This window comes from Cobetia sp. SIMBA_158 (genome assembly GCF_046566945.1).
Lineage (GTDB): Bacteria > Pseudomonadota > Gammaproteobacteria > Pseudomonadales > Halomonadaceae > Cobetia > Cobetia amphilecti.
This window is the reverse complement of the sequence record NZ_JAWJYL010000008.1, coordinates 32,521-51,126: the sequence shown is the minus strand read 5'-3', so window position 1 is coordinate 51,126 and position 18,606 is coordinate 32,521. Positions and strand designations below refer to the sequence as shown.

The following is an 18,606-nucleotide window of genomic DNA, read 5'->3' as shown; positions in this document are numbered from 1 at the left end:
GTGTCAAAATCGGGCCGGTGAGCAGGGCGTGATCCACTCTGGTGAGCCTTTGGCTAAACATTCGCTGACCAGGCGACCAGTCACGCCTGCCAGTGTCACCCCGATATGCTGATGGCCAAAGGCATGGATCACGCGTGGCTCATTGGGTGACGGGCCGATCACCGGCACGGAATCGGGCAGGGTGGGACGAAAGCCCAGCCAGCGCCGGGCCACCGGGGCGTCAATGCCCAGCACCTTGCGCACCCGGCTTTCCAGATAGTCGAAACGGGTCGGGTTGGCCGGCCCCGCAAGCGAGCTCAGCTCCACGGTGCCGGCCACGCGCAGGCGCGCACCCTCGGCGCTGTGCAGTGGCGTCATGTAGAAGGCGCTTTCCACCGGGCAGGTCGGGCGGTTGAGCGGCGAGTGCTCGAGATCGAATTCGATGTGATAGCCACGCTCGGTATCCAGCGGAATCCTGTCGCCGATCTGGCGCGCCAGCTGTGCCGACCAGGCCCCGGCTGCCAGCACCACTCTGTCCGCCCTGAGTCGCCGGCCATCGGCGTACTCCAGCAGCATGCCGGAGGCCTGTCGGCTCAGGCGGGTGACCTCGGCGCTGACGATCCGGCCCTCTTCGCGCAGCGGGGTGGCCAGGGTGTCGATGAACACCTGCGGGTCATCGAGGTGACAGGAGGAGGGGAACAGCACGCCGCCCGCGGTGTGGCCTTCCATGGCGGGTTCCAGCGCGATCAGCTCGTCCGCCGTCAGTACCTGCTGGTGGATGCCGAGCTGGTCGCGCAGTCGGATATCGCCCTGTGCGGCCTGCAGGTTCTCGGCCTTGCCGTAGGCATACAGGCAGCCCTTGCGCTGAATCATCGCGGCGGCGGCGGGGGCATCGTCCAGCAGCGGCTGGTAGTCCGTGTAGGTATGGCTGAGCAGCTGGGCCAGCATCTCGCTGTTGGCGCGAAAGCGAGTGGCGTTGCACTGGCCCATGAAGCGCATCAACCAGGGCGAGAGCCTGGGCAGGCATTTCCAGTCGATGACGAAAGGCGAGTCAGGCGACAGCAGCAGCGACGACATGCTGCGCCAGATTTCCGGACGGGCGATGGGCAGGCAGCCGTAATCCGCCAGGGTGCTGGCATTGCCGAAGGAGGTGCCGCTGGCGATGCCTTCGCGTTCGATCATCGTCACCTCGTGGCCGCTGCGCCGCAGCCACAGGGCGCAGGCGACACCCACGGCGCCCGCGCCGATCACTGCCACTTCCGTGTGTTCGCTATCACTCATTGATCACTCACCTTGTGGTCATCTTGTTGTTATCGAGGTGTTGTCGACCAGGCATCGATATCGAAGCGTCGTCATCGAGGTATTCGCGCCGCAATGACGCACGCCCCGGGGGGTGGCCGGGGCGCAGCAGGGGGCCTTTCGAGCATGCCTCGCGCGCGACAGCTCGGCAAGCGCGCTGTGGCCGTGCGTGTCGTACTCAAGCGTTCCGGGCGTGGCGCAATCCAGGCCCTTCAAGACACGCGTTTCAAGATCGGCTCGGCTCCTCGAAGGGCAGCGGGATGTCATCACCGCGCCGGACGGCGAAGACATTCAGCGTCATTGCCACCAGGGCGTAGTAACCCAGTACCCCGACCAGCTCCACCACCACGGTTTCGCCGAACATCGCGACGGCCTCGCCGTACAGGGCATCATCGATGCGCCGCTCGGCGTAGAGAGCGCGGGTGACGCGATAGATCAGCCGCTCATCGTCTTGTTCAAATGCGGGTTCACGCTCCTCGCGCAGCGCCGTGATGACCTCGGGCGCGAGGCCGGCCTGCTCGGCAATCGGCGCGTGAATCTGCCATTCAGCCTGGGATTTCCACCATGCCGCCGTGGTGAGAATCGCCAGCTCGCTGAGGCGCAGCTCAAGGCCGGTGGCGTAGCGGCAGAAGGCACCGAGGCGCTGGGCATGATTGGCAAGCTCGGGGCTGTGGATCCAGGCCAGGAAAGGGCCGTCCAGATTGCCGCGCGGGCCGCTGAGAATCTCGGCCAGCACTTCGCGCTGAGCCGCGCTCATGCTGGCGTCATCCAGTTCGGTCAGGCGCGATGTGATCGCCATGAAAGTCACTCCATTCAAATCCATTCAAAGATCGTGGGGTAGGCAATGCGCCTGCAGCTGAGCCGTCACAGGCTGGCAAGGGTGGTATCGATGGCACGCCCCAGCTTGGTGGTGATCTCGTCCAGATGCGACTCCTGCAGAATGAACGGCGGTGCCAGCAGGATGTGATCGCCCTGGCGGCCATCGAGGGTGCCGCCCATCGGATAGCACATCAGGCCTTCGGCCATGGCGGCCTTCTTGAGCCGCGCGTGCAGCTTGAGGGAGGCGTCGAAGGGCTTTCTGGAATCGCGATCCGCCACCAGCTCCAGCCCCCGGAAGAGGCCGCGACCGCGGATGTCGCCGACATGGGGGTGATGCGCGAAGCGCTCGTTCAGGCGTGCCTTGAGCCCCTCGCCGAGGACATTGACGCGTGTGAGCAGGTCGCGGGATTCGATGGTCTGCTGGACTGCCAGCGCCGCGGCACAGGCGGTGGCATGGCCGATATAGGTATGGCCGTGCTGGAAGAAGCCGGAGCCATTGGCGATGGCATCACGAATGCGCTGGCTGACCAGGGTCGCGCCGATCGGCTGGTAGCCGGCGCCCAGGCCCTTGGCGATGGTGATCAGGTCCGCCGTGACACCTTCCTGCTCGGCGGCGAACAGACTGCCGGTGCGCCCCATGCCGCACATCACCTCGTCGAGAATCAGCAGCACGCCGTAGCGATCACAGACCTCGCGGATGCGTCTGAAGTAGCCCGGTACCGCGGTGACGGCGCCCAGGGTGGCACCGACCACCGGCTCGGCCACGAAGGCCATCACGTTCTCGGCACCCAGACGCAGGATTTCCTCTTCAAGCTCCGCGGCGAGACGAATGCCCATCGCCTCGGGCGTCTCGTCGGGCTGCTGGTCGCGATAGGCGTAGCAGGGGCTGACGTGGCTGACGTTGATCAGCAGCGGCTCGAATTGCTGACGCCGCCAGGCATTGCCGCCGGTGGCCAGCGCGCCCAGCGTATTGCCGTGATAGCTCTGGCGCCGCGCGATCAGATGCTTGCGCTGGGGCTGGCCGATCTCGACGAAATACTGACGGGCCAGCTTGAGTGCCGCCTCGACCGCTTCCGAGCCACCGGAGACGAAGTAGACGGAGTCGAGTCCAGCGGGGGCGCGTTCGATGAGGAAGTCGGCCAGCTGCTCCATCGGGTCGCTGGTGAAAAACGAGGTGTGCGCGTAGGCCAGTTGGCTGACCTGATCCTTGATGGCCTGCGCCACCGCCTCGTCGCTGTGTCCCAGGCATGACACGGCTGCGCCACCGCTGGCATCCAGATAACGGCGTCCCTCACGATCGACGATGTAGGGGCCATCGCCCTTCACGGCGGTGGGATACTCCTGATTGAGGTTGCGATGCAGTACGTGGCTCATGCGGGCTCCGTGGCAGCAGGGATGCGAAGGTGTAATGCAAATATGTAGTGCATTTGTAGTTTGTGCAATAAATAATTGCATGTGGTCGCTTGTGCCTTCGGACTCGACCGGCCAGAGATGCTACCGTTGCCGCCAACTTTCCTGTCCCTTGCCAAGGAGGTATTCCATGCCCCCATCCTCCCGAGCCCCCGGGCCCGCATCCCCTGACTCGCCGCCGGAGACCCTGGAGGGGTTGAAGCAGTTGCTGGCGGCGATCGATCGTCGTGAGGTGGAGATTCGTCTCGGCGCGAGTTCCCGGCGCGTGCTGGCGGTGCTGATCGAGTCCCCGCAACGCACGGCGGTGTCTTCCATCAGCCAGCTGGCGGAGCTGACCGGCGTGAATGCCTCGACCTTCTCGCGTCTGGCCCAGCGGCTGGGCTACGAGGGCTTCAGCAGGTTTCAGGATGTCTTTCGCCAGGCGGTGACGGATGGCGAGCACTTCTACAGTCAGCAGGCCTCGCAGCTGCTGGCGCGAGACGCCGATAGCAGCGCCATGGCCCAGCTTGCGCGTCTGGGACGGCAGGAGAGCGCCAACATCCTCAGCATGCTGGAAAGGGTGGACGCCGCGGCCTTCGAGGCCGCGACCACCTTGCTGGCCGAGGCGCCGCGCGTGCGCCTGCACGGCATGCGTCAGTTCAATTCCCTGGCGCTGTTCATGGCCTATGGGCTGGGCATGCTGCGCCCGGACGTGGCGCCGCTGGATGCCAGTCGTCAGGGTGTGGCCGATGCACTGGCCCAGCTGTCGGCCGGTGACGTGCTGGTGGTGGCCAGTTGCTTCCCCTATACCCCAAGCGTGGTGGCCTGCGCCGAGGTGGCGGTCAAGCGTGGTGTCGAGGTGATCGCGCTGACCGATTCGGCCAGCTCTCCGCTGGAGCCGCTGGCGCGCTACAGCTTCCATGTGCCCAATCACAGCCTCTTCTACAGCAACAGCATGAGCGCCTTCATGTTTCTCGCCGAAGGCCTGCTCAGTGAGGTGGCCAGCAAACTGGGCGATGCCGGGGTGGCTTCGCTCAAGCAGCGCGAGGCGATCATCACGGAGCTGGGGGGCGCACGCGGCTGATGCCCGCGACTCACTGCACCGACGGTGAACGCGGTCATGCACCACGGTGGTGCGGGAGCAGGCCTACGCAATGCGGCTTCAAGGCGCATACAGGACCAAAGAGGCATGGAGGGAGATTGGCGTGATTCCTGCAAAACGACTGATATGAAATGACATCCGTCAGGGCAAGGAATTTCCCATGAGCCGCGAGTACCGTTACACCCTGGGCAGTCAGGTCCATCGTTTTGCCAATCTGGCCGAGCTGATGGCCAAGGCGACGCCCGCCCGCTCCGGAGATCGTCTTGCTGGCGTGATCGCGGAAACCGCCGAGGAGCGAGTCGTCGCTCAGCTGTGTCTGGCGGAGTTGCCCCTCAAGACCTTCCTCGAAGACGTGCTGATTCCCTACGAACAGGACGACATCACCCGCCTGATCATCGATGAGCATGATCCGGTGGCGTTCCTGCCGATCGCCCATCTCACCGTCGGCGACTTCCGCAACTGGCTGCTGAGTGACCTCGCGACCCCCGCGCTGCTGGCGCAGGTGCGCGCCGGCATCACCCCCGAAATGGCCGCCGCGGTCAGCAAGCTGATGCGCAATCAGGACCTGATTCTGGTCGCGAAGAAGTGCGAGGTGGTCACCGCCTTTCGCAATACCATCGGCAAGAGTGGCCATCTCTCGACCCGCCTGCAGCCCAACCATCCCACCGATGACGTCACCGGCATCGCGGCCAGCATTCTCGATGGCCTGCTCTACGGCAACGGCGACGCCGTGATCGGCATCAACCCGGCCACCGACAACGTGGCGCAGAGTATCAAGCTGATGCGTCTGATGGATGAGGTGATCCAGAAGTACGCGATCCCCACCCAGTCCTGCGTGCTGACCCACGTCACCAATACCCTCGAGTGCATCGAGCAGGGTGCCCCGGTGGATCTTGTCTTCCAGTCCATCGGCGGCACCCAGGCCACCAACGAGAGCTTTGGTGTCGAGCTCTCCGTGCTGGCGGAGGCGCAGCAGGCCGCGCTGTCGCTCAAGCGCGGCACGGTGGGCGACAACGTGATGTATTTCGAGACCGGCCAGGGCAGTGCGCTGTCCGCCGATGCCCATCACGGCCTGGACCAGCAGACCTGCGAGGCGCGCGCCTATGCGGTGGCGCGCAAGTACTCGCCGCTGCTGGTCAATACCGTGGTCGGCTTCATCGGCCCCGAGTATCTGTTCAATGGCAAGGAGATCATCCGCGCCGGCCTCGAGGACCACTTCTGCGGCAAGCTTCTGGGCCTGCCGATGGGCTGCGACATCTGCTACACCAATCATGCCGATGCCGATCAGAACGACATGGACACCCTGCTGACGCTGCTCGGGGTGGCGGGCTGCAACTTCATCATGGGCATCCCCGGCTCGGATGACATCATGCTCAATTATCAGACCACCTCCTTCCACGATGCTCTCTATGCACGGCGGGTGCTGGGTTTGGGGCCGGCACCGGAATTCGCCGCCTGGCTCGAGGAGATGCAGATCTTCACCGATGTCGCCACCCAGGCACTGCCAAGCGAAATGCCCGACCGCTTCGCCAATTCACTGCGTCAGGTGACAGGAGGTGACGCATGAACCCTGACCAGCCCTCTGCTGATGCGGTCTCGTGCAGCCTCGAACCCGATGCCATCGTCACGCCCAATCCCTGGCAGCGGCTTGGCCAGTTCACGGATGCGCGCATCGGCCTTGGCCGTGCCGGCATCAGCCTGCCGACCAATCGTTCGCTGGAATTCCAGCTGGCGCACGCCCGCGCCCAGGACGCCGTCCACCTGCCGCTGGAGATTCCCCGACTGATCGAGGACCTCAATCAGCTCACAGCGCTCGAGAATGCTCCGCAGATCCAGCGACTGCACAGTCGCGCCGTGGATCGCACCACCTATCTGCAGCGCCCCGATTACGGCCGGCGTCTCGATGAGGATTCGCGTCAGCAGCTGTCCGCCCTCGACGCCCAGCCTGCCGATCTGGCCATCGTGGTCGTCGATGGGCTCTCGTCTCTGGCGGTGCAGAACAATGCCGCGCCCTTCATCGCGGCACTGCTGGAATCGCTTGCCGAAGACGGGCCGGATGCCTGGTCATTGGCACCGATCAGCGTGGTGGAGCAGGGGCGGGTCGCGATCGGCGATGAAGTCGGTGAGCTGCTCAATGCCCGTGCAGTGCTGGTGATGGTCGGCGAGCGTCCCGGCCTCAGCTCCCCGGACAGCCTCGGACTCTATCTGACCTGGCAGCCGCGCGTCGGCCTGAGCGATGCCAGCCGCAACTGCATCTCCAACGTGCGCCCGGCAGGGCTCGACTTCGCGATGGCCGCCCAGCGTCTGCATTACCTGCTGCGTGAGGCACGCAAGCTCGGCCTCACCGGCGTGGGCCTCAAGGACAGAAGCGGCGAGACGGCGCTGGAAGGCGGCACCGGTATCCAGAACTTCCTGCTGTCCTGATGGGACGGCAGCGCAGCAGCGGGAAACTCCCGATCCAACAATGACAAATGCCTGAGGCATACAAGGCGGCACCATGACTCGCGACACGAATCACGACACGAATGAACAGGACTATCTGGCCAGGCGCCAATTGAAGAAAGGGACGGCAGGCTGGGTCCTGCTGGCGGGCCTAGGGGTCTCCTACGTGATTTCCGGCGATTTCGCCGGCTGGAATTTCGGCATCGGCGAGGCGGGCTGGGGCGGCTTCGCGATCGCCGCACTGTTGATGGGCATCATGTACCTGGCACTCGTGCTGTCGCTGGCGGAAATGTCAGCGGCCATTCCGGCCGCCGGCGGCGGTTACAGCTTCGCCCGCCAGGCGATGGGGCCGGCAGGCGGCTACCTCACCGGCCTTGCCGTGCTGATCGAATATGCGCTGGCCCCCGCGGCCATCGTCATCTTCATCGGCAGCGCGGTGGAATCGTTGCTGGGCATCAATGGCCCGATCATCTACGCCATCTTCTATCTGGTGTTCATCGGCATTCACCTGGCGGGGGTCGGCGAGGCGCTCAAGGTGATGATGGTGATCAGCGGCCTGGCCGTGTTCGCGATCATCGCCACCGCCGTCGCGCTGATCGGTGACTTCGACAGCAGTCGCCTGTTCGATATCGCTCCGACCGATGCCTGGGGCGCCAGCGACTTCATGCCCAATGGCTGGTATGGCATCTGGGCGGCGCTGCCCTTCGGCATGTGGCTGTTTCTGGCCGTGGAAGGGGTGCCGCTGGCGGCGGAGGAATCACGCAACCCGGCCCGTGATGTCCCGCGCGGCATCATCGGCGCCATGCTGTTTCTGATGTTCACCGCCGTGCTGGTCGTCTTCCTGCTGGCCGGCGCCGCGGGGGCCGAGGCAATCGGCAGCAGCGCCGTGCCGCTGGTGGATGCCCTCAAGGCCACCGGCAGCGAGGGGCTGGCGACACTGGTCAATGTGTTGGCCCTGGCGGGGCTGGTGGCGTCGTTCTTCTCGATCATCTATGGCTACAGCCGTCTGGTCTTCGCGCTGTCGCGGGCGGGGTATCTGCCCAAGACGCTGTCGCTGACCAGCAAGCGCAAGGCGCCGACCTGGGCGCTGGTGGTGCCGGGCATCTTCGGGTTCCTCGTCTCGCTGACCGGCGAGGGCGATCTGATTCTGGGCATGGCGGTGGTGGGGGCAACAGTCTCCTATGCGCTGATGGCGGCCAGCCATATCCTGCTGCGCCTGCGTCAGCCGGCGCTGGCACGCCCCTATCGCACGCCGGGTGGCATCGTGACGTCCGCCATCGCGCTGGTGCTCTCGCTGATCGCGTTGACCGGGGTCTATGCCTTTGATCCGCGTGCCTTCAATTACACCCTGGTGCTGTTCGTGGTGGGCATCGCCTACTACGCCATCTTCAGCCGTCATCGGCTGGTGGCGAAGACCGCCGAGGAGGAGTTCGCGCTGGTGGCGAATGCCGAGAGTGACCTGGCGGCCAGCTGATCCGCTCAATCAGTTCAATCAGTTCAGGTAGCAAAGACGACAACGCCCGCCATGGCTGACCATGGCGGGCGTTGTCGTGACTGGCGGGCTTGGATCCGCTCAGTTCAGTTCAGCTCATCTCTGATCAGAAAGGATACTGCGCCAGGAATTGCTGGGCGGCTGCGGCGGGGTCTTCGGCACTGCACAGCGCCGAGACGACCGCGAGGCCGTCGGTGCCGCTGGTCATGACTTCACCGGCATTGGCCAGCGAGATGCCGCCGATGGCGACCGTCGGCAGCGGGCTTGAGCGCACGAGCTGCGTGAGCCCCTCGATGCCCAGCGGTGCGGCATGATCCGGCTTGGTCGGGGTGGCATGCACCGGGCCGAGGCCGAGGTAGTCGATGCGCTCGACATCGACGGCCTTGAGCTGCTCAAGCGTCTGGACCGACAGGCCGATCAAGGCGTCCTCGCCGAGACGGCGACGCGCCTCGACCGGGTCGCCATCGCTCTGGCCGATGTGCAGGCCATCGGCGCCACTGGCCAGCGCGACCTCGATGCGGTCATTGATGATCAGCGGTACCTCGTACTCGTCCAGCAGCGCCTTGAGGCGGATGGCCTGGGCGATCATCTCCTCGTCGCTGGCGTGCTTGTCGCGCAGCTGCACGACACTGACGCCGCCGCGCACGGCGGCCATCACGGTGGCTTCCAGGCCGCGCTCTGCGCACAGCGCGGGGTCGGTGACCAGGTAAAGGGATAGATCAAGTGACATCGGTCAGCTCCAGACGAGAGGCTAGCGGGGTGGAATCGGCGTCGAGAGTATACAGGGCATCCATGAAGCGTGGCACGAAGCTGCCCGGGCCTTGCGCCGACTGGCCCGCCGTCTCACCGGCCTCGGCGTAACAGGCCAGCGCGGCGGCGGTGGCGTGCAGAGTGTCGTCATGTCCGGCGAGGAAGGCGGCGACCACGCTGCTCAACGCGCAGCCCATGGCGGTGACGCGGCCCATCAGCGCATGACCACCCTGAACCGTGATTTGCCGCTGGCCATCGGTGACGACATCGGCACGGCCGGTCATCGCCACCACGCAGTTCTGCGCGCGCGCCAGCGCGACGGCGGCCCGACTGGCGCGCTCCAGCGCATCCTCACCGTCATCGCCGCTGTCCACGCCGCGACCCTGATTCATCTCACCGGCCAGCGCCAGCACTTCGGAGGCATTGGCGCGAATCACGCTGGGGCGATATTCCAGCAGCGCGCGGCACGCATACTTGCGCAGGCTGGAGGCGCCGATGCCGACGGGGTCCAGCACCCAGGGTTTGCCATCGCGGTGGGCGCACATCGCGGCCAGCTGCATGGCCTCGATCCAGCTGGGTGACAGCGTGCCGATATTGATCGACAGCGCCGCACTGATGGCGGAGATCTCCTGGATTTCCTGCTGCGCATGCGCCATCAGCGGCGAGGCACCGATGGCCAACAGGGTATTGGCGGTCGGCGTCATCGCGACATGATTGGTGATGTTGTGCACCAGCGGCGTGGTCTGGCGCAGCTGATTCAGCAGGCTGCCGGGAGAAAGGGATGACGATGGGGTCATGGGATCTCGTGACTGGAGAAAGGAAGCATCAGCGCTCGAGAGTAAAAGCTGGCGCTGAAAGGTCAAGTGGCAAGGTCCGGCGCTGACGGTGGCATGACGCGGTATCTCCCTGTCATCTATCAAGAGTCGCGCAAAGGATAATAAATAATATCGTGGTTCTATAAACCTTGACGACAAGTCCATAAGATACAGTCTCTTACGGTCTTTTGTGTACGAGTCATCAGTCAAGGGTCACGCAGTGATACGGATAGGTCAGCGCGGTAGCGTCAGCAATACGAGCAGCAGTCACCTGGATTTCGCTGGCAACAGCAGCATGAGCAACAGCAGCACGAGCAACAACAGCAAGCCCGCGCGCGGCCGGCAGCCGTCTGGCGGTTCTCGGCTTGAGCGCATCGCCAGAAGGGTGGTGATGGCACTGACAGTGCCCGTGCTGCTGGGCGCTGCGGCCAGCAGTCAGGCGGATGCGGTGATCGCCAGCTGGAATCTGAAGCATGCCGGCTGGAACAACGGCAAGCATCTCGAGCAGGTCGCGGCGGTGGCAAGCCATATGGACCTGATCGGCCTGCAGGAGGTGATGAAGGAGGAGGTCGTCAGCGAGCTCGAGCAGCAGCTTGAGGCGCTGACCGGCGATGAGTGGGACAGCCTGGTCAGCCATGCGGTCGGGCGCAGTACCTATACCGAGCGCTACGCCTATCTGTATCGCGACAAGACGATCGCCTATCAGGGCGGGGCTACCGTCTATCTCGATCCCGAGGATGTGTTCTCGCGCGAGCCGCTGCTGGCCACCTTCGTCGAGAAGGACAGCGGGCGGGCCTTCAGCGCCGCCAACGTGCATATCGTCTATGGCGACAGCAAGGCGGATCGCGCACCGGAAATCCGTGCACTGGCGGATATCTACGACCTGATGAAGGAAATCTCGCCCGGCACCCCGGCGATCATCATGGGCGACTTCAACATGGCGCCGGATGAGCCTGCGTGGGGAGGCCTGCGGACCCTCGGCCTGCGCCCGCTGATCACCGAGGGCGCGACGACGCTCTCCAAGACCGATGGCCGCTATGCCTCGCTCTACGACAACATCTGGTATGTGCCGAGCGAATGGCCCAGCGCCAGCGGCGAGGTGTTCCGCTTCCCGGACTATCTGGGCATCAGTCATGAGGCGGCGCGTGCCGATGTCTCCGATCACGCCCCGATCTATCTGTCGGTGACCGGCGAGACACTGGCGTTGCTGCCACTGGACGGCGGCCAGCCGCAGGCGGCGGGCACAGAGGTGGCCAGTCGTGCATCCAACGCCTCCAGTTCGGCGAGTCAGACCTGTATCGACCTCAATACCGCCAACGCCGATCAGCTGGATCGCCTGCCCAATATCGGGCCGGCACGCGCCGCCGATATCATCCGTCAGCGCCCGTGGAGTTCCAGCGGTCAACTGACCCGCATCAGCGGCATCGGCAAGGGTACGCTCAGCGAGATCGTCGCCAGCGGCATGCTGTGCAGCTGAGTTTTTTTCAGAACGGGTCTGTTCTGAACAGATCAGTCTGAATAGGTCTGGTCTGAACTGATCAGGCCTGAGCCTGAAGAGACCAGTCTCGGTCTCACGCGAAAATGACGAAGCCAGCCATCACGGGGATAGCGTGATGGCTGGCTTCGTCGTCTTGAGGCGGGCAGGCCGTCTTCCTGGTGCCGTCTTAGGTCAGCTCAGATACTTCTCGAACCAGGCAAGGGTTCTGTCCCAGGCGAGCTTGGCGGCCTGTTCGTCATAGCGTGGCGTCGAATCGTTGTGGAAGCCGTGGTGGGTGTCTTGGTAGATGTAGGCCTCATAGACCTTGTCTTGCTCCTTCAGCGCGGCTTCATAGGCGGGCCAGCCGGCATTGACGCGCTCATCGTGCTCCGCATAGTGCAGCAACAGCGGGGCCTTGATGGCGGCGACTTCCTCGGCGCGCGGCTGGCGGCCATAGAAGGGCACGGCACAGGCAAGCTCCGGATAGGCCACGGCGGCGGCATTGGAGACGCCCCCGCCGTAGCAGAAGCCGGTAATGCCGATCTTGCCGGTGGTGCGGCCGTCGCTCATCAGGTAATCGATGGCGGCGAAGAAGTCGTTCATCAGCTTTTCAGGGTCTACCTGTGCCTGCAGCTCCTTGCCCCTGGGGTCATTGCCCGGGTAGCCGCCCACCGAGCTCAGCCCATCCGGGGCCAGCGCGATATAGCCGGCCTTGGCTACGCGGCGCGCCACGTCCTCGATATAGGGGTTGAGGCCACGATTCTCATGCACCACCACCACGCCCGGCAGCGGGCCGCTGGCCTTGGCGGGCTTCACCAGATAGGCGCGCACCTCGCCGTGGCCCTCGGGGGACGGGTAGGTGATGTATTCGGCGACGATATCGGGGTCCGTGAACTCGACCTGGGAAGCCAGCGCGTAGTCGGGGCTCAGGCTTGCCAGAATCGAGGTGGCCGTCATGCCCGCAACGGCAAAGGCCGCCGCGCGATCCAGAAACTGGCGGCGAGTGATGTTGCCATGCACATATCCGTCGTACAGCTCCAGCAACTCGGGAGCAAAATCCTTTGCAGTGAGGCGGGCCATGTCAGACTCCTGGGCAAGAGAAGGGACGAGCGAATCTTGAACATAGCAACCCGCCATGACGCTACCAAGTTTTTGCCGCCCTGTTCACCGAGTCTGTCATTTTCCGGGCCTGACATTTTCTGAGTCAGGTATTTGCCGAAGCGTGCGTGAGCCGGACGTGAGCAGGGCGGGTGTGGGAAGCACTGGTGTAGGAAGGGCTGGCGGCGCCGCCTGGCTGGGTTGAATGGGCGTGAGCCGAGTCGCGCATATCGCCAGTCGCGGCCCGTGCGCATTGTGACTGCAGGCGTCAATCATTATCATCTGCGCATGATTCATGCTGATAGCCGAGCTGCCTGGCGGCTCCGGTGGGCCCTGATGCATGGAAGTTCACTTCCTCCTCCTAGTGGCAGACCTTGCTGGTGATTGAAAAAAGTCCGATGTCTCCCCCCGCGCACGCTCAGGCCTCAGCGCCTGAGTCGTCGCCTACGCTCGCCCAGCAATACCGGCGCTTCGCCTGGAAACGTGTGGTGATTCTCACCGCACTGGGCCTGGCACTGCTGTTGGCCATCCTTGGCGACATCATGACCGGCCCTGCCGATCTCGCGCTGTCTGATCTGCTGGGCGAACTCATCAATCCCGGTTCGCACGGGCCGATCAATGAAGCCATCGTCTGGCAGATTCGCCTGCCGACGGCGGTGATGGCGGCGCTGGTCGGTGCAGCTCTGGGGCTTGCGGGTGCCGAGATGCAGACCGTGCTCAACAACGCCCTGGCCAGCCCCTTCACGCTGGGCGTGGGCGCCGCGGCGACGCTTGGTGCCTCGCTGGTCATCATCCTGGATGTCGCCTTGCCGGGGCTGCCGCCCAGCTACACCATCGCGCTGATGGCCTTCGTGTTCGCGGCGCTGTCGATTCTGGCCATCGATGCCGTGGCCTCGCTGTATGGCGCCAGTCGCGAGGTCATCGTGCTGTTCGGCATCGCGCTGGTCTTCGTGCTCAACGCCGTCAATGCGCTGGTGCAGTTCGTGGCCAGTCCCGATGCGCTGCAACAGCTGGTGTTCTGGACCATGGGCAGCCTGTCGGAAGCCTCGTGGGAGCGAGTCGCGATCATCGCCAGCGTCTTGGTCGTCTGCCTGCCCTTCGCCATGCGGCGTGCCTGGGCGCTGACAGCGCTGCGTGCCGGGGAAGACCATGCGCGCAGCTTCGGCGTGCCGGTCACCCGTCTGCGCCGCACGGCGCTGTTGCGCGTCAGCCTGCTGGCGGCAGTGGCGGTGGCCTTTGTCGGCACCATCGGCTTCATCGGTCTGGTCGGGCCGCACATGGCGCGTCTGGCGCTGGGGGAAGACCATCGCTTCTATCTGCCCGGCAGTGCGCTGGCGGGGGCGCTGGTGCTGTCCCTGGCCGCGACGGCCAGTGAGTCGCTGGTGCCCGGCCTGGTGCTGCCGGTGGGGATCGTGACCTCGTTGATCGGTATCCCCTGTTTCCTCGCATTGCTGCTCGGTCAGCGCAGGGGGCAGGGATGAGCCATCACGTCTTTGATTCGCAAGCGGCCCTGAAGATCTCGCAGCTGACCACCGGCTATCAGCGGCGCATGATCTTCGATCAACTCGATCTGCCACCGCTGCCGGCGGGCTCACTGGTCGGGGTGCTCGGGCCGAATGCGGTCGGCAAGTCGACCTTCCTCAAGGCGATTGCCGGCATGCGTCCGGCCAAGGGCGACATCCACCTCGGCGAGCTTGCGCTGTCGTCGCTGCACGGGGCGAACCGCATGCGCCATGTCGGCTACCTGCCGCAGACGCTGCCGCAGCCGACCAGTCTGGTCGCCTATGAAGCCGTGGCCAGCGCCTGTCGCGCGGCGCGTGCCGAACTAAGCCGCGAGGCCACCGATTCGCTGGTCGAGCAGGTCTTCGCACGCCTGTCGCTGCATTCGCTGGCCTTCCGGCGCATGGACACGCTCTCCGGTGGCCAGCGTCAGATGGTCGGCCTCGCCCAGGCGCTGGTGCGCCAGCCGCAACTGCTGCTGCTGGATGAGCCGACCAGTGCGCTGGACCTGCGCTGGCAGCTGGCCTTGATCGAAGGCGTGCGCGGTGTGGTGCAGGAGCAGCAGGCCATCTGCCTGATCGCGCTGCATGACATCAATCTGGCGCTGCGTTTCTGTGATCAGATCATCCTGTTCGCGCCCTCCGGGCTGCTGGCCACCGGGGCCCCGCGTGAGGTAATCACCGCTGAGCATCTGCGCGAGGCCTACGGCATCGAGGCGCGTATCGAGAGCTGCTCGCTGGGCCATCCGGTGGTACTCACCGACCGCGTCGCCGATTCGGCCCACGCCGATATCGGCCATATCACGCGCGATGTCGGAGCCAGACGATGATGGCGGTGCGCAAGACTGAGCCCAGAAGCGAGCCCAGAAGACTGGCAGGAGCCTGCCTGCTGGCACTCGCCACTGTCTTCGCTGGCGCCTTCTCGAACGCACCGGGCAACCTTGCCCATGCCGCCGAGCCGGTCGCCAAGGGGCAGACCCAGGCCAGCTTTCCGCGTCAGTTCACGGATCTCGCCGGGCGCGAGGTGACGCTTGAGGCCTCACCGCAGCGCATCTTCCTCGCCCAGCCGCGCCAGCTGTATGCCCTGCTGACGCTATTGGATGCGCCGCTTGAGCGCATCGTCGGCTGGGCCTATCCCTTGGCGGTGTTTGACCCGGCGATGACCGAGCGTCTCGAGACGCGTTGGCCGCAACTTGCCACGCTGCCAGCGCTGAGTCGCGCCTCGACCCCGAGCCTCGAGGGCGAGGCCCTGCTGGCGCTGACGCCGGACCTGGTGCTGTTCGATCTCTCCCAGCGCTCACGTATCGAAGGCTCGCCGCTGGCGGCGCTGCTGGACGAGGTCGGCACTCCCTACCTGTATGTCGAGTTCAATCACCATCCGCTGCAGGATGCCCCGGTCAGCGTGCGCCTGCTGGGCGAGGTGCTCGGCGTCGAGGCGCGTGCCCGCGAGGTGGATGACACCATCGCGGCGCATCTGGCGCTGATTGACGAACGTCTGGCGACGATTGCCGAACGGCCGCGTGTGCTGGTCAACATCGCACCGGGCGTGAAGGTGGATTGCTGTCGTACCAATCTTCACAACGGCGTGGCGGACCTGGTCACGCGGGCCGGTGGGCGCAATCTGGCCGCTGAACTGGCGCCGGTCAGCGGTGCCACCCTCAGCAAGGAGTGGGTGCTGGCACACCCGCCCGAGGCGATTCTCAATACCGGTGGCCAGTGGGCCAAGGGCGATGGCCTGCGTGCCGGCATCGGCATCTCGGGTGAGGATATCCAGCACGATCTGGCGCGCATGGTGCAGACACTGCCCGGCTGGCAGTCACTCGATGCGGTCAAGCAGGGCCGGGTGATGGCGCTGTGGCATGGCTTCCACCAGGGGCCCTATGCCATCGTCGCGCTGGAGGCCATCGCGCGCTGGTTGCACCCCGAGACCTTTGCCGACCTCGACCCCATGGCCACCTTTGCCTACCTGATGAATGACCCGACGCTGTCGCGCGGCAGCGGCCACTTCTGGGGCCAGCTGGCGCTTGAGGCTTCTGACACGACCCGATGAGCTGATCGGGGCTGGTGCATGCAGGTGCCTGCTGGTGCCTGCTGGTGCTTGGGGACGGAAGTCGTATTTTCTACTTGAGGCTTTCCTGAAACGATGGGGCGACGTTGTCATCGTCCTATGTTGTTATCGCTCGGCGTTATCATCGCCCGACGATGGCATCGGGCCAGCGACGGGAGGCCGCATGTCAGAGCAGGATGACCGCAAGCCCACAGCGACGGTCAGCCCGGTGCGCAGTGCGCAGCTGGTGGCGATCGTCCTGGCGCTGATCGAGCTGTTCCAGGGAGATTGGCAGGGCGCCCTGCTGCTGGGCGGGATAGGTTGGGTGATCGGGCTTTTCAAGCATCCGCGCTGATAGGCGGCGCGAGTGGTACGTCTTTTCCGTGACAGGAAATCAGGGGGTAATGTGGCCAAGACACGCATGGTGACCCAGTTCGGCATGGGCACCTCCATTCGCAGCCAGAACTACACCGAGGCGGCGGCACGTGGCATCCGCGATGCCCTGTGGCACAACTCGCTCAACGTGGCGGACGCCTTCGGCTTCCCCAAGGAGGCGATGCTGATCGAGGTCGAGATCGGCGTGCAGCAGCCCGACAAGGTCGACAGTGACGCCCTGCTGGGCATCTTTCCCTACGGTCAGCCCAGTGTGCGCGTGGTCAAGGGCGGGCTGGATGTCGCCAAGCCGGATGGCAGCGGGGTCAGCGTGATCGCCAATGTCGCCATCATCGTGTCATTCGACATGGCCGCCACCGGCGCGGCGTCCACTTCTTCCACGCCCGGGCAGTCGGCAGGAGGTCAGTCATGAGCGAGCAACGCATCATTCTCGAGATGGGCACCGGCAATGACCTCTACGGCATGGACTACACCAAGGCCGCCTGCCGTGCGGTGCATGACGCCCTGCATCATTCCTCCATCGTGATGTTCCAGTCACTCGGCATCGATCACCACCAGATGCGCGTCGAGGTCACCATCGCGGTCCAGGAGCCGGACGCCGTGGATACGGACGCGGTGGCGCGCGAGCTTCCCCGTGGGCGCGCCGAGGTGACGGTGGTGCAGGGTGGTCTCAATGTGCATGACGAGGCCAGTGGCCAGACGCATGTCATCGCCTCGGCCGCCATCGCCGCCATGCTCGATATCGATCACGACGCCTGGCAGCTGTGTCAGTCGTAGGCAATGCGCGAGCGCGCTGACTGAGGTCGTGTCGACCAACGAAGAAAGCCCCCATGCGTCAGTGACGCACGGGGGCTTTACGGTTCAGACCCGATGGCGCAGGCGCTGATTACAGCGTGCTGATGCGCAGCACCGGCTTGACGGTCAGGCCTGATTTCGAATCCGCGAAGGCCTGTTCGATGTCACCGAAGTCATACATCTGGATCAGCTTGTCGAAGGGGAAGCGGCCTTCCTTGTAGTAGCCGACCAGACGCGGGATGAAGACGCGCGGCACGGCGTCGCCTTCGATCACGCCGATCATCGACTTGCCTTCCGCCATCAGGTCGTGGTGCACGTCCAGGGTCACATCGTGGGTCAGGCCGACGATGGCAGAGGTGCCCAGCGGACGCAGCACCTGCAGGGAGCTGCGCACCAGCATCGGCACGCCGGTGGTCTCGAGGGAGAATTCGCTGCCGCCATCGGTGATGCGCTTGATCTCGCCGACCAGGTCCTCGGTCTTGTCGTTGACGCTGTGGGTCGCGCCCAGCTCATGGGCCAGCTCCAGACGGCTCTCGTGCAGGTCGACCGCGATGATGTTCTTGCAGCCGGCGATTTTGGCCGCCATCACGGCACTCAGGCCCACGGCGCCACAGCCGAACACGACGAGGCTGTCACCGAAGCCCGGCTTGAGGCGATTGAGGATGGTGCCGGCGCCAGTCTGGATGCCGCAACCCAGCGGGCCCAGCAGGGCGAGATCGACATCGCTGTCGACCTTGACGGCATTGCGCTCGCTGACCACGGCGTGAGTGGCGAAGGACGACTGGCCGAAGAAGGTGGCGACGTCATGGCCGTCACAGCTCAGACGCTTGCCGCCATCATCCATCACACCGCCGAAGTTGAGTTCACCGCCGCGCTCGCAGACGGTCGGGTGTCCGGTCAGGCAGTGGCTGCAATGGCCACAGTGCGCGAAGGAGAGCACCACATGGTCGCCCACTTCCATGTCGCGGACATTGTCACCGATCTGCTCGACCACACCGGCTCCTTCATGGCCGAGCACGATCGGATAGGGGGCGATGCCCAGGTCGCGTGCGGCGGCATCGGTATGGCAGACCCCGGTGGCCACGACACGTACCAGAATCTCGTCTCCCTTGGGGGACGCCAGTTCGACGTCCTTGAGGTCGAAGGGCTGGCCTTGGGTAGCGGTGACGGCGGCGCGAATTTTCATGGTGTTGATCCCGTTGATGATCGA

Annotated in this window: 18 protein-coding genes; 11 read left to right on the top strand and 7 right to left on the bottom strand. The window is 64.9% G+C overall.

Annotated features, from left to right (window positions below; translation table 11 throughout):
* Positions 1-3: 3 nt before the first annotated feature.
* The 3 genes from R2R70_RS13045 to R2R70_RS13035 all read right to left on the bottom strand — a co-directional run bounded on the left by R2R70_RS13045 (position 4) and on the right by R2R70_RS13035 (position 3,471).
* Positions 4-1,260, bottom strand: a complete 1,257-nt coding sequence (locus tag R2R70_RS13045; protein ID WP_410978237.1) for an NAD(P)/FAD-dependent oxidoreductase — start codon at positions 1,258-1,260, stop codon at positions 4-6.
* A gap of 244 nt (positions 1,261-1,504) precedes the next feature.
* Positions 1,505-2,077: a carboxymuconolactone decarboxylase family protein gene (locus R2R70_RS13040; protein ID WP_410978236.1), complete on the bottom strand. Its 573-nt coding sequence runs from the start codon at positions 2,075-2,077 to the stop codon at positions 1,505-1,507.
* A gap of 65 nt (positions 2,078-2,142) precedes the next feature.
* The gene (locus tag R2R70_RS13035; RefSeq protein ID WP_410978235.1) at positions 2,143-3,471 is read right to left on the bottom strand and encodes an aspartate aminotransferase family protein; all 1,329 of its coding nucleotides are present in this window, start codon (positions 3,469-3,471) and stop codon (positions 2,143-2,145) included.
* A gap of 166 nt (positions 3,472-3,637) precedes the next feature.
* Between R2R70_RS13035 and R2R70_RS13030 the strand changes: the two genes are divergently transcribed.
* From R2R70_RS13030 to eat, 4 genes are all read left to right on the top strand, one after another.
* Complete coding sequence (locus R2R70_RS13030; protein WP_107336380.1) at positions 3,638-4,570, top strand: MurR/RpiR family transcriptional regulator; 933 nt, start codon at positions 3,638-3,640, stop codon at positions 4,568-4,570.
* 178 nt (positions 4,571-4,748) lie between these two features.
* Positions 4,749-6,155: an ethanolamine ammonia-lyase subunit EutB gene (locus tag R2R70_RS13025; RefSeq protein ID WP_215823152.1), complete on the top strand. Its 1,407-nt coding sequence runs from the start codon at positions 4,749-4,751 to the stop codon at positions 6,153-6,155.
* Positions 6,152-7,012 carry an ethanolamine ammonia-lyase subunit EutC gene (gene eutC / locus R2R70_RS13020; RefSeq protein WP_410978234.1) on the top strand — a complete coding sequence of 287 codons (861 nt, stop codon included), beginning with the start codon at positions 6,152-6,154 and terminating at the stop codon, positions 7,010-7,012. Before R2R70_RS13025 ends, eutC begins: the two co-directional genes overlap by 4 nt.
* Positions 7,013-7,085: 73 nt before the next feature.
* Complete coding sequence (gene eat, locus R2R70_RS13015) at positions 7,086-8,504, top strand: ethanolamine permease (protein WP_024952616.1); 1,419 nt, start codon at positions 7,086-7,088, stop codon at positions 8,502-8,504.
* 124 nt (positions 8,505-8,628) lie between these two features.
* Here the strand turns inward: eat and thiE are convergent, their stop codons facing one another.
* The gene (gene thiE / locus R2R70_RS13010) at positions 8,629-9,252 is read right to left on the bottom strand and encodes a thiamine phosphate synthase (protein WP_054556232.1); all 624 of its coding nucleotides are present in this window, start codon (positions 9,250-9,252) and stop codon (positions 8,629-8,631) included.
* Complete coding sequence (thiM, locus tag R2R70_RS13005) at positions 9,242-10,069, bottom strand: hydroxyethylthiazole kinase (protein ID WP_410978233.1); 828 nt, start codon at positions 10,067-10,069, stop codon at positions 9,242-9,244. Before thiM ends, thiE begins: the two co-directional genes overlap by 11 nt.
* A 313-nt stretch (positions 10,070-10,382) precedes the next feature.
* On the opposite strand from thiM, the gene R2R70_RS13000 reads away from it, so the two are divergent.
* Complete coding sequence (locus R2R70_RS13000) at positions 10,383-11,564, top strand: endonuclease/exonuclease/phosphatase family protein (RefSeq protein WP_410978232.1); 1,182 nt, start codon at positions 10,383-10,385, stop codon at positions 11,562-11,564.
* A gap of 192 nt (positions 11,565-11,756) precedes the next feature.
* Here R2R70_RS13000 and yghX read toward each other — a convergent pair whose 3' ends face one another.
* Positions 11,757-12,644 (bottom strand): YghX family hydrolase, encoded by an 888-nt coding sequence (gene yghX / locus R2R70_RS12995; protein WP_410978231.1) that lies wholly within the window; start codon positions 12,642-12,644, stop codon positions 11,757-11,759.
* A 416-nt stretch (positions 12,645-13,060) separates the two neighbouring features.
* On the opposite strand from yghX, the gene R2R70_RS12990 reads away from it, so the two are divergent.
* The 6 genes from R2R70_RS12990 (at position 13,061) to R2R70_RS12965 (ending at position 17,378) form a co-directional block, all read left to right on the top strand.
* Positions 13,061-14,143, top strand: a complete 1,083-nt coding sequence (locus R2R70_RS12990) for a FecCD family ABC transporter permease (protein ID WP_410978230.1) — start codon at positions 13,061-13,063, stop codon at positions 14,141-14,143.
* A complete protein-coding gene (locus R2R70_RS12985) occupies positions 14,140-14,991 on the top strand; it encodes an ABC transporter ATP-binding protein (protein WP_107336388.1) in 852 nt (283 codons plus the stop codon). The genes R2R70_RS12990 and R2R70_RS12985 overlap by 4 nt, the downstream gene beginning before the upstream one ends.
* Positions 14,988-16,211: an ABC transporter substrate-binding protein gene (locus tag R2R70_RS12980; protein ID WP_410978229.1), complete on the top strand. Its 1,224-nt coding sequence runs from the start codon at positions 14,988-14,990 to the stop codon at positions 16,209-16,211. Before R2R70_RS12985 ends, R2R70_RS12980 begins: the two co-directional genes overlap by 4 nt.
* A gap of 181 nt (positions 16,212-16,392) precedes the next feature.
* Positions 16,393-16,563 (top strand): hypothetical protein, encoded by a 171-nt coding sequence (locus tag R2R70_RS12975; protein WP_160317865.1) that lies wholly within the window; start codon positions 16,393-16,395, stop codon positions 16,561-16,563.
* 51 nt (positions 16,564-16,614) lie between these two features.
* A complete protein-coding gene (locus tag R2R70_RS12970) occupies positions 16,615-17,013 on the top strand; it encodes a Lin0512 family protein (RefSeq protein ID WP_410978228.1) in 399 nt (132 codons plus the stop codon).
* A complete protein-coding gene (locus R2R70_RS12965; RefSeq protein ID WP_054556226.1) occupies positions 17,010-17,378 on the top strand; it encodes a Lin0512 family protein in 369 nt (122 codons plus the stop codon). Before R2R70_RS12970 ends, R2R70_RS12965 begins: the two co-directional genes overlap by 4 nt.
* A gap of 109 nt (positions 17,379-17,487) precedes the next feature.
* On the opposite strand, the gene R2R70_RS12960 is transcribed toward R2R70_RS12965, so the two are convergent.
* Entirely contained in the window at positions 17,488-18,582 is a 1,095-nt protein-coding gene (locus R2R70_RS12960) for an NAD(P)-dependent alcohol dehydrogenase (protein ID WP_410978227.1), read from the bottom strand.
* Between the last annotated feature and the right edge of the window lie 24 nt (positions 18,583-18,606).

What these genes read in the sequence shown, in the direction of transcription:
- R2R70_RS12980 (WP_410978229.1), top strand. Translation starts at nt 14,988, where the DNA reads ATGATGGCGGTGCGCAAGACTGAGCCCAGAAGCGAGCCCAGAAGACTG.
- thiM (WP_410978233.1), bottom strand. Translation starts at nt 10,069, where the DNA reads ATGACCCCATCGTCATCCCTTTCTCCCGGCAGCCTGCTGAATCAGCTG.
- R2R70_RS12975 (WP_160317865.1), top strand. Translation starts at nt 16,393, where the DNA reads ATGTCAGAGCAGGATGACCGCAAGCCCACAGCGACGGTCAGCCCGGTG.
- R2R70_RS13025 (WP_215823152.1), top strand. Translation starts at nt 4,749, where the DNA reads ATGAGCCGCGAGTACCGTTACACCCTGGGCAGTCAGGTCCATCGTTTT.
- R2R70_RS12960 (WP_410978227.1), bottom strand. Translation starts at nt 18,582, where the DNA reads ATGAAAATTCGCGCCGCCGTCACCGCTACCCAAGGCCAGCCCTTCGAC.
- yghX (WP_410978231.1), bottom strand. Translation starts at nt 12,644, where the DNA reads ATGGCCCGCCTCACTGCAAAGGATTTTGCTCCCGAGTTGCTGGAGCTG.
- eutC (WP_410978234.1), top strand. Translation starts at nt 6,152, where the DNA reads ATGAACCCTGACCAGCCCTCTGCTGATGCGGTCTCGTGCAGCCTCGAA.
- R2R70_RS13000 (WP_410978232.1), top strand. Translation starts at nt 10,383, where the DNA reads ATGAGCAACAGCAGCACGAGCAACAACAGCAAGCCCGCGCGCGGCCGG.
- thiE (WP_054556232.1), bottom strand. Translation starts at nt 9,252, where the DNA reads ATGTCACTTGATCTATCCCTTTACCTGGTCACCGACCCCGCGCTGTGC.
- R2R70_RS13040 (WP_410978236.1), bottom strand. Translation starts at nt 2,077, where the DNA reads ATGGCGATCACATCGCGCCTGACCGAACTGGATGACGCCAGCATGAGC.
- R2R70_RS13045 (WP_410978237.1), bottom strand. Translation starts at nt 1,260, where the DNA reads ATGAGTGATAGCGAACACACGGAAGTGGCAGTGATCGGCGCGGGCGCC.
- R2R70_RS12985 (WP_107336388.1), top strand. Translation starts at nt 14,140, where the DNA reads ATGAGCCATCACGTCTTTGATTCGCAAGCGGCCCTGAAGATCTCGCAG.
- eat (WP_024952616.1), top strand. Translation starts at nt 7,086, where the DNA reads ATGACTCGCGACACGAATCACGACACGAATGAACAGGACTATCTGGCC.
- R2R70_RS13035 (WP_410978235.1), bottom strand. Translation starts at nt 3,471, where the DNA reads ATGAGCCACGTACTGCATCGCAACCTCAATCAGGAGTATCCCACCGCC.
- R2R70_RS12965 (WP_054556226.1), top strand. Translation starts at nt 17,010, where the DNA reads ATGAGCGAGCAACGCATCATTCTCGAGATGGGCACCGGCAATGACCTC.
- R2R70_RS12990 (WP_410978230.1), top strand. Translation starts at nt 13,061, where the DNA reads ATGTCTCCCCCCGCGCACGCTCAGGCCTCAGCGCCTGAGTCGTCGCCT.
- R2R70_RS13030 (WP_107336380.1), top strand. Translation starts at nt 3,638, where the DNA reads ATGCCCCCATCCTCCCGAGCCCCCGGGCCCGCATCCCCTGACTCGCCG.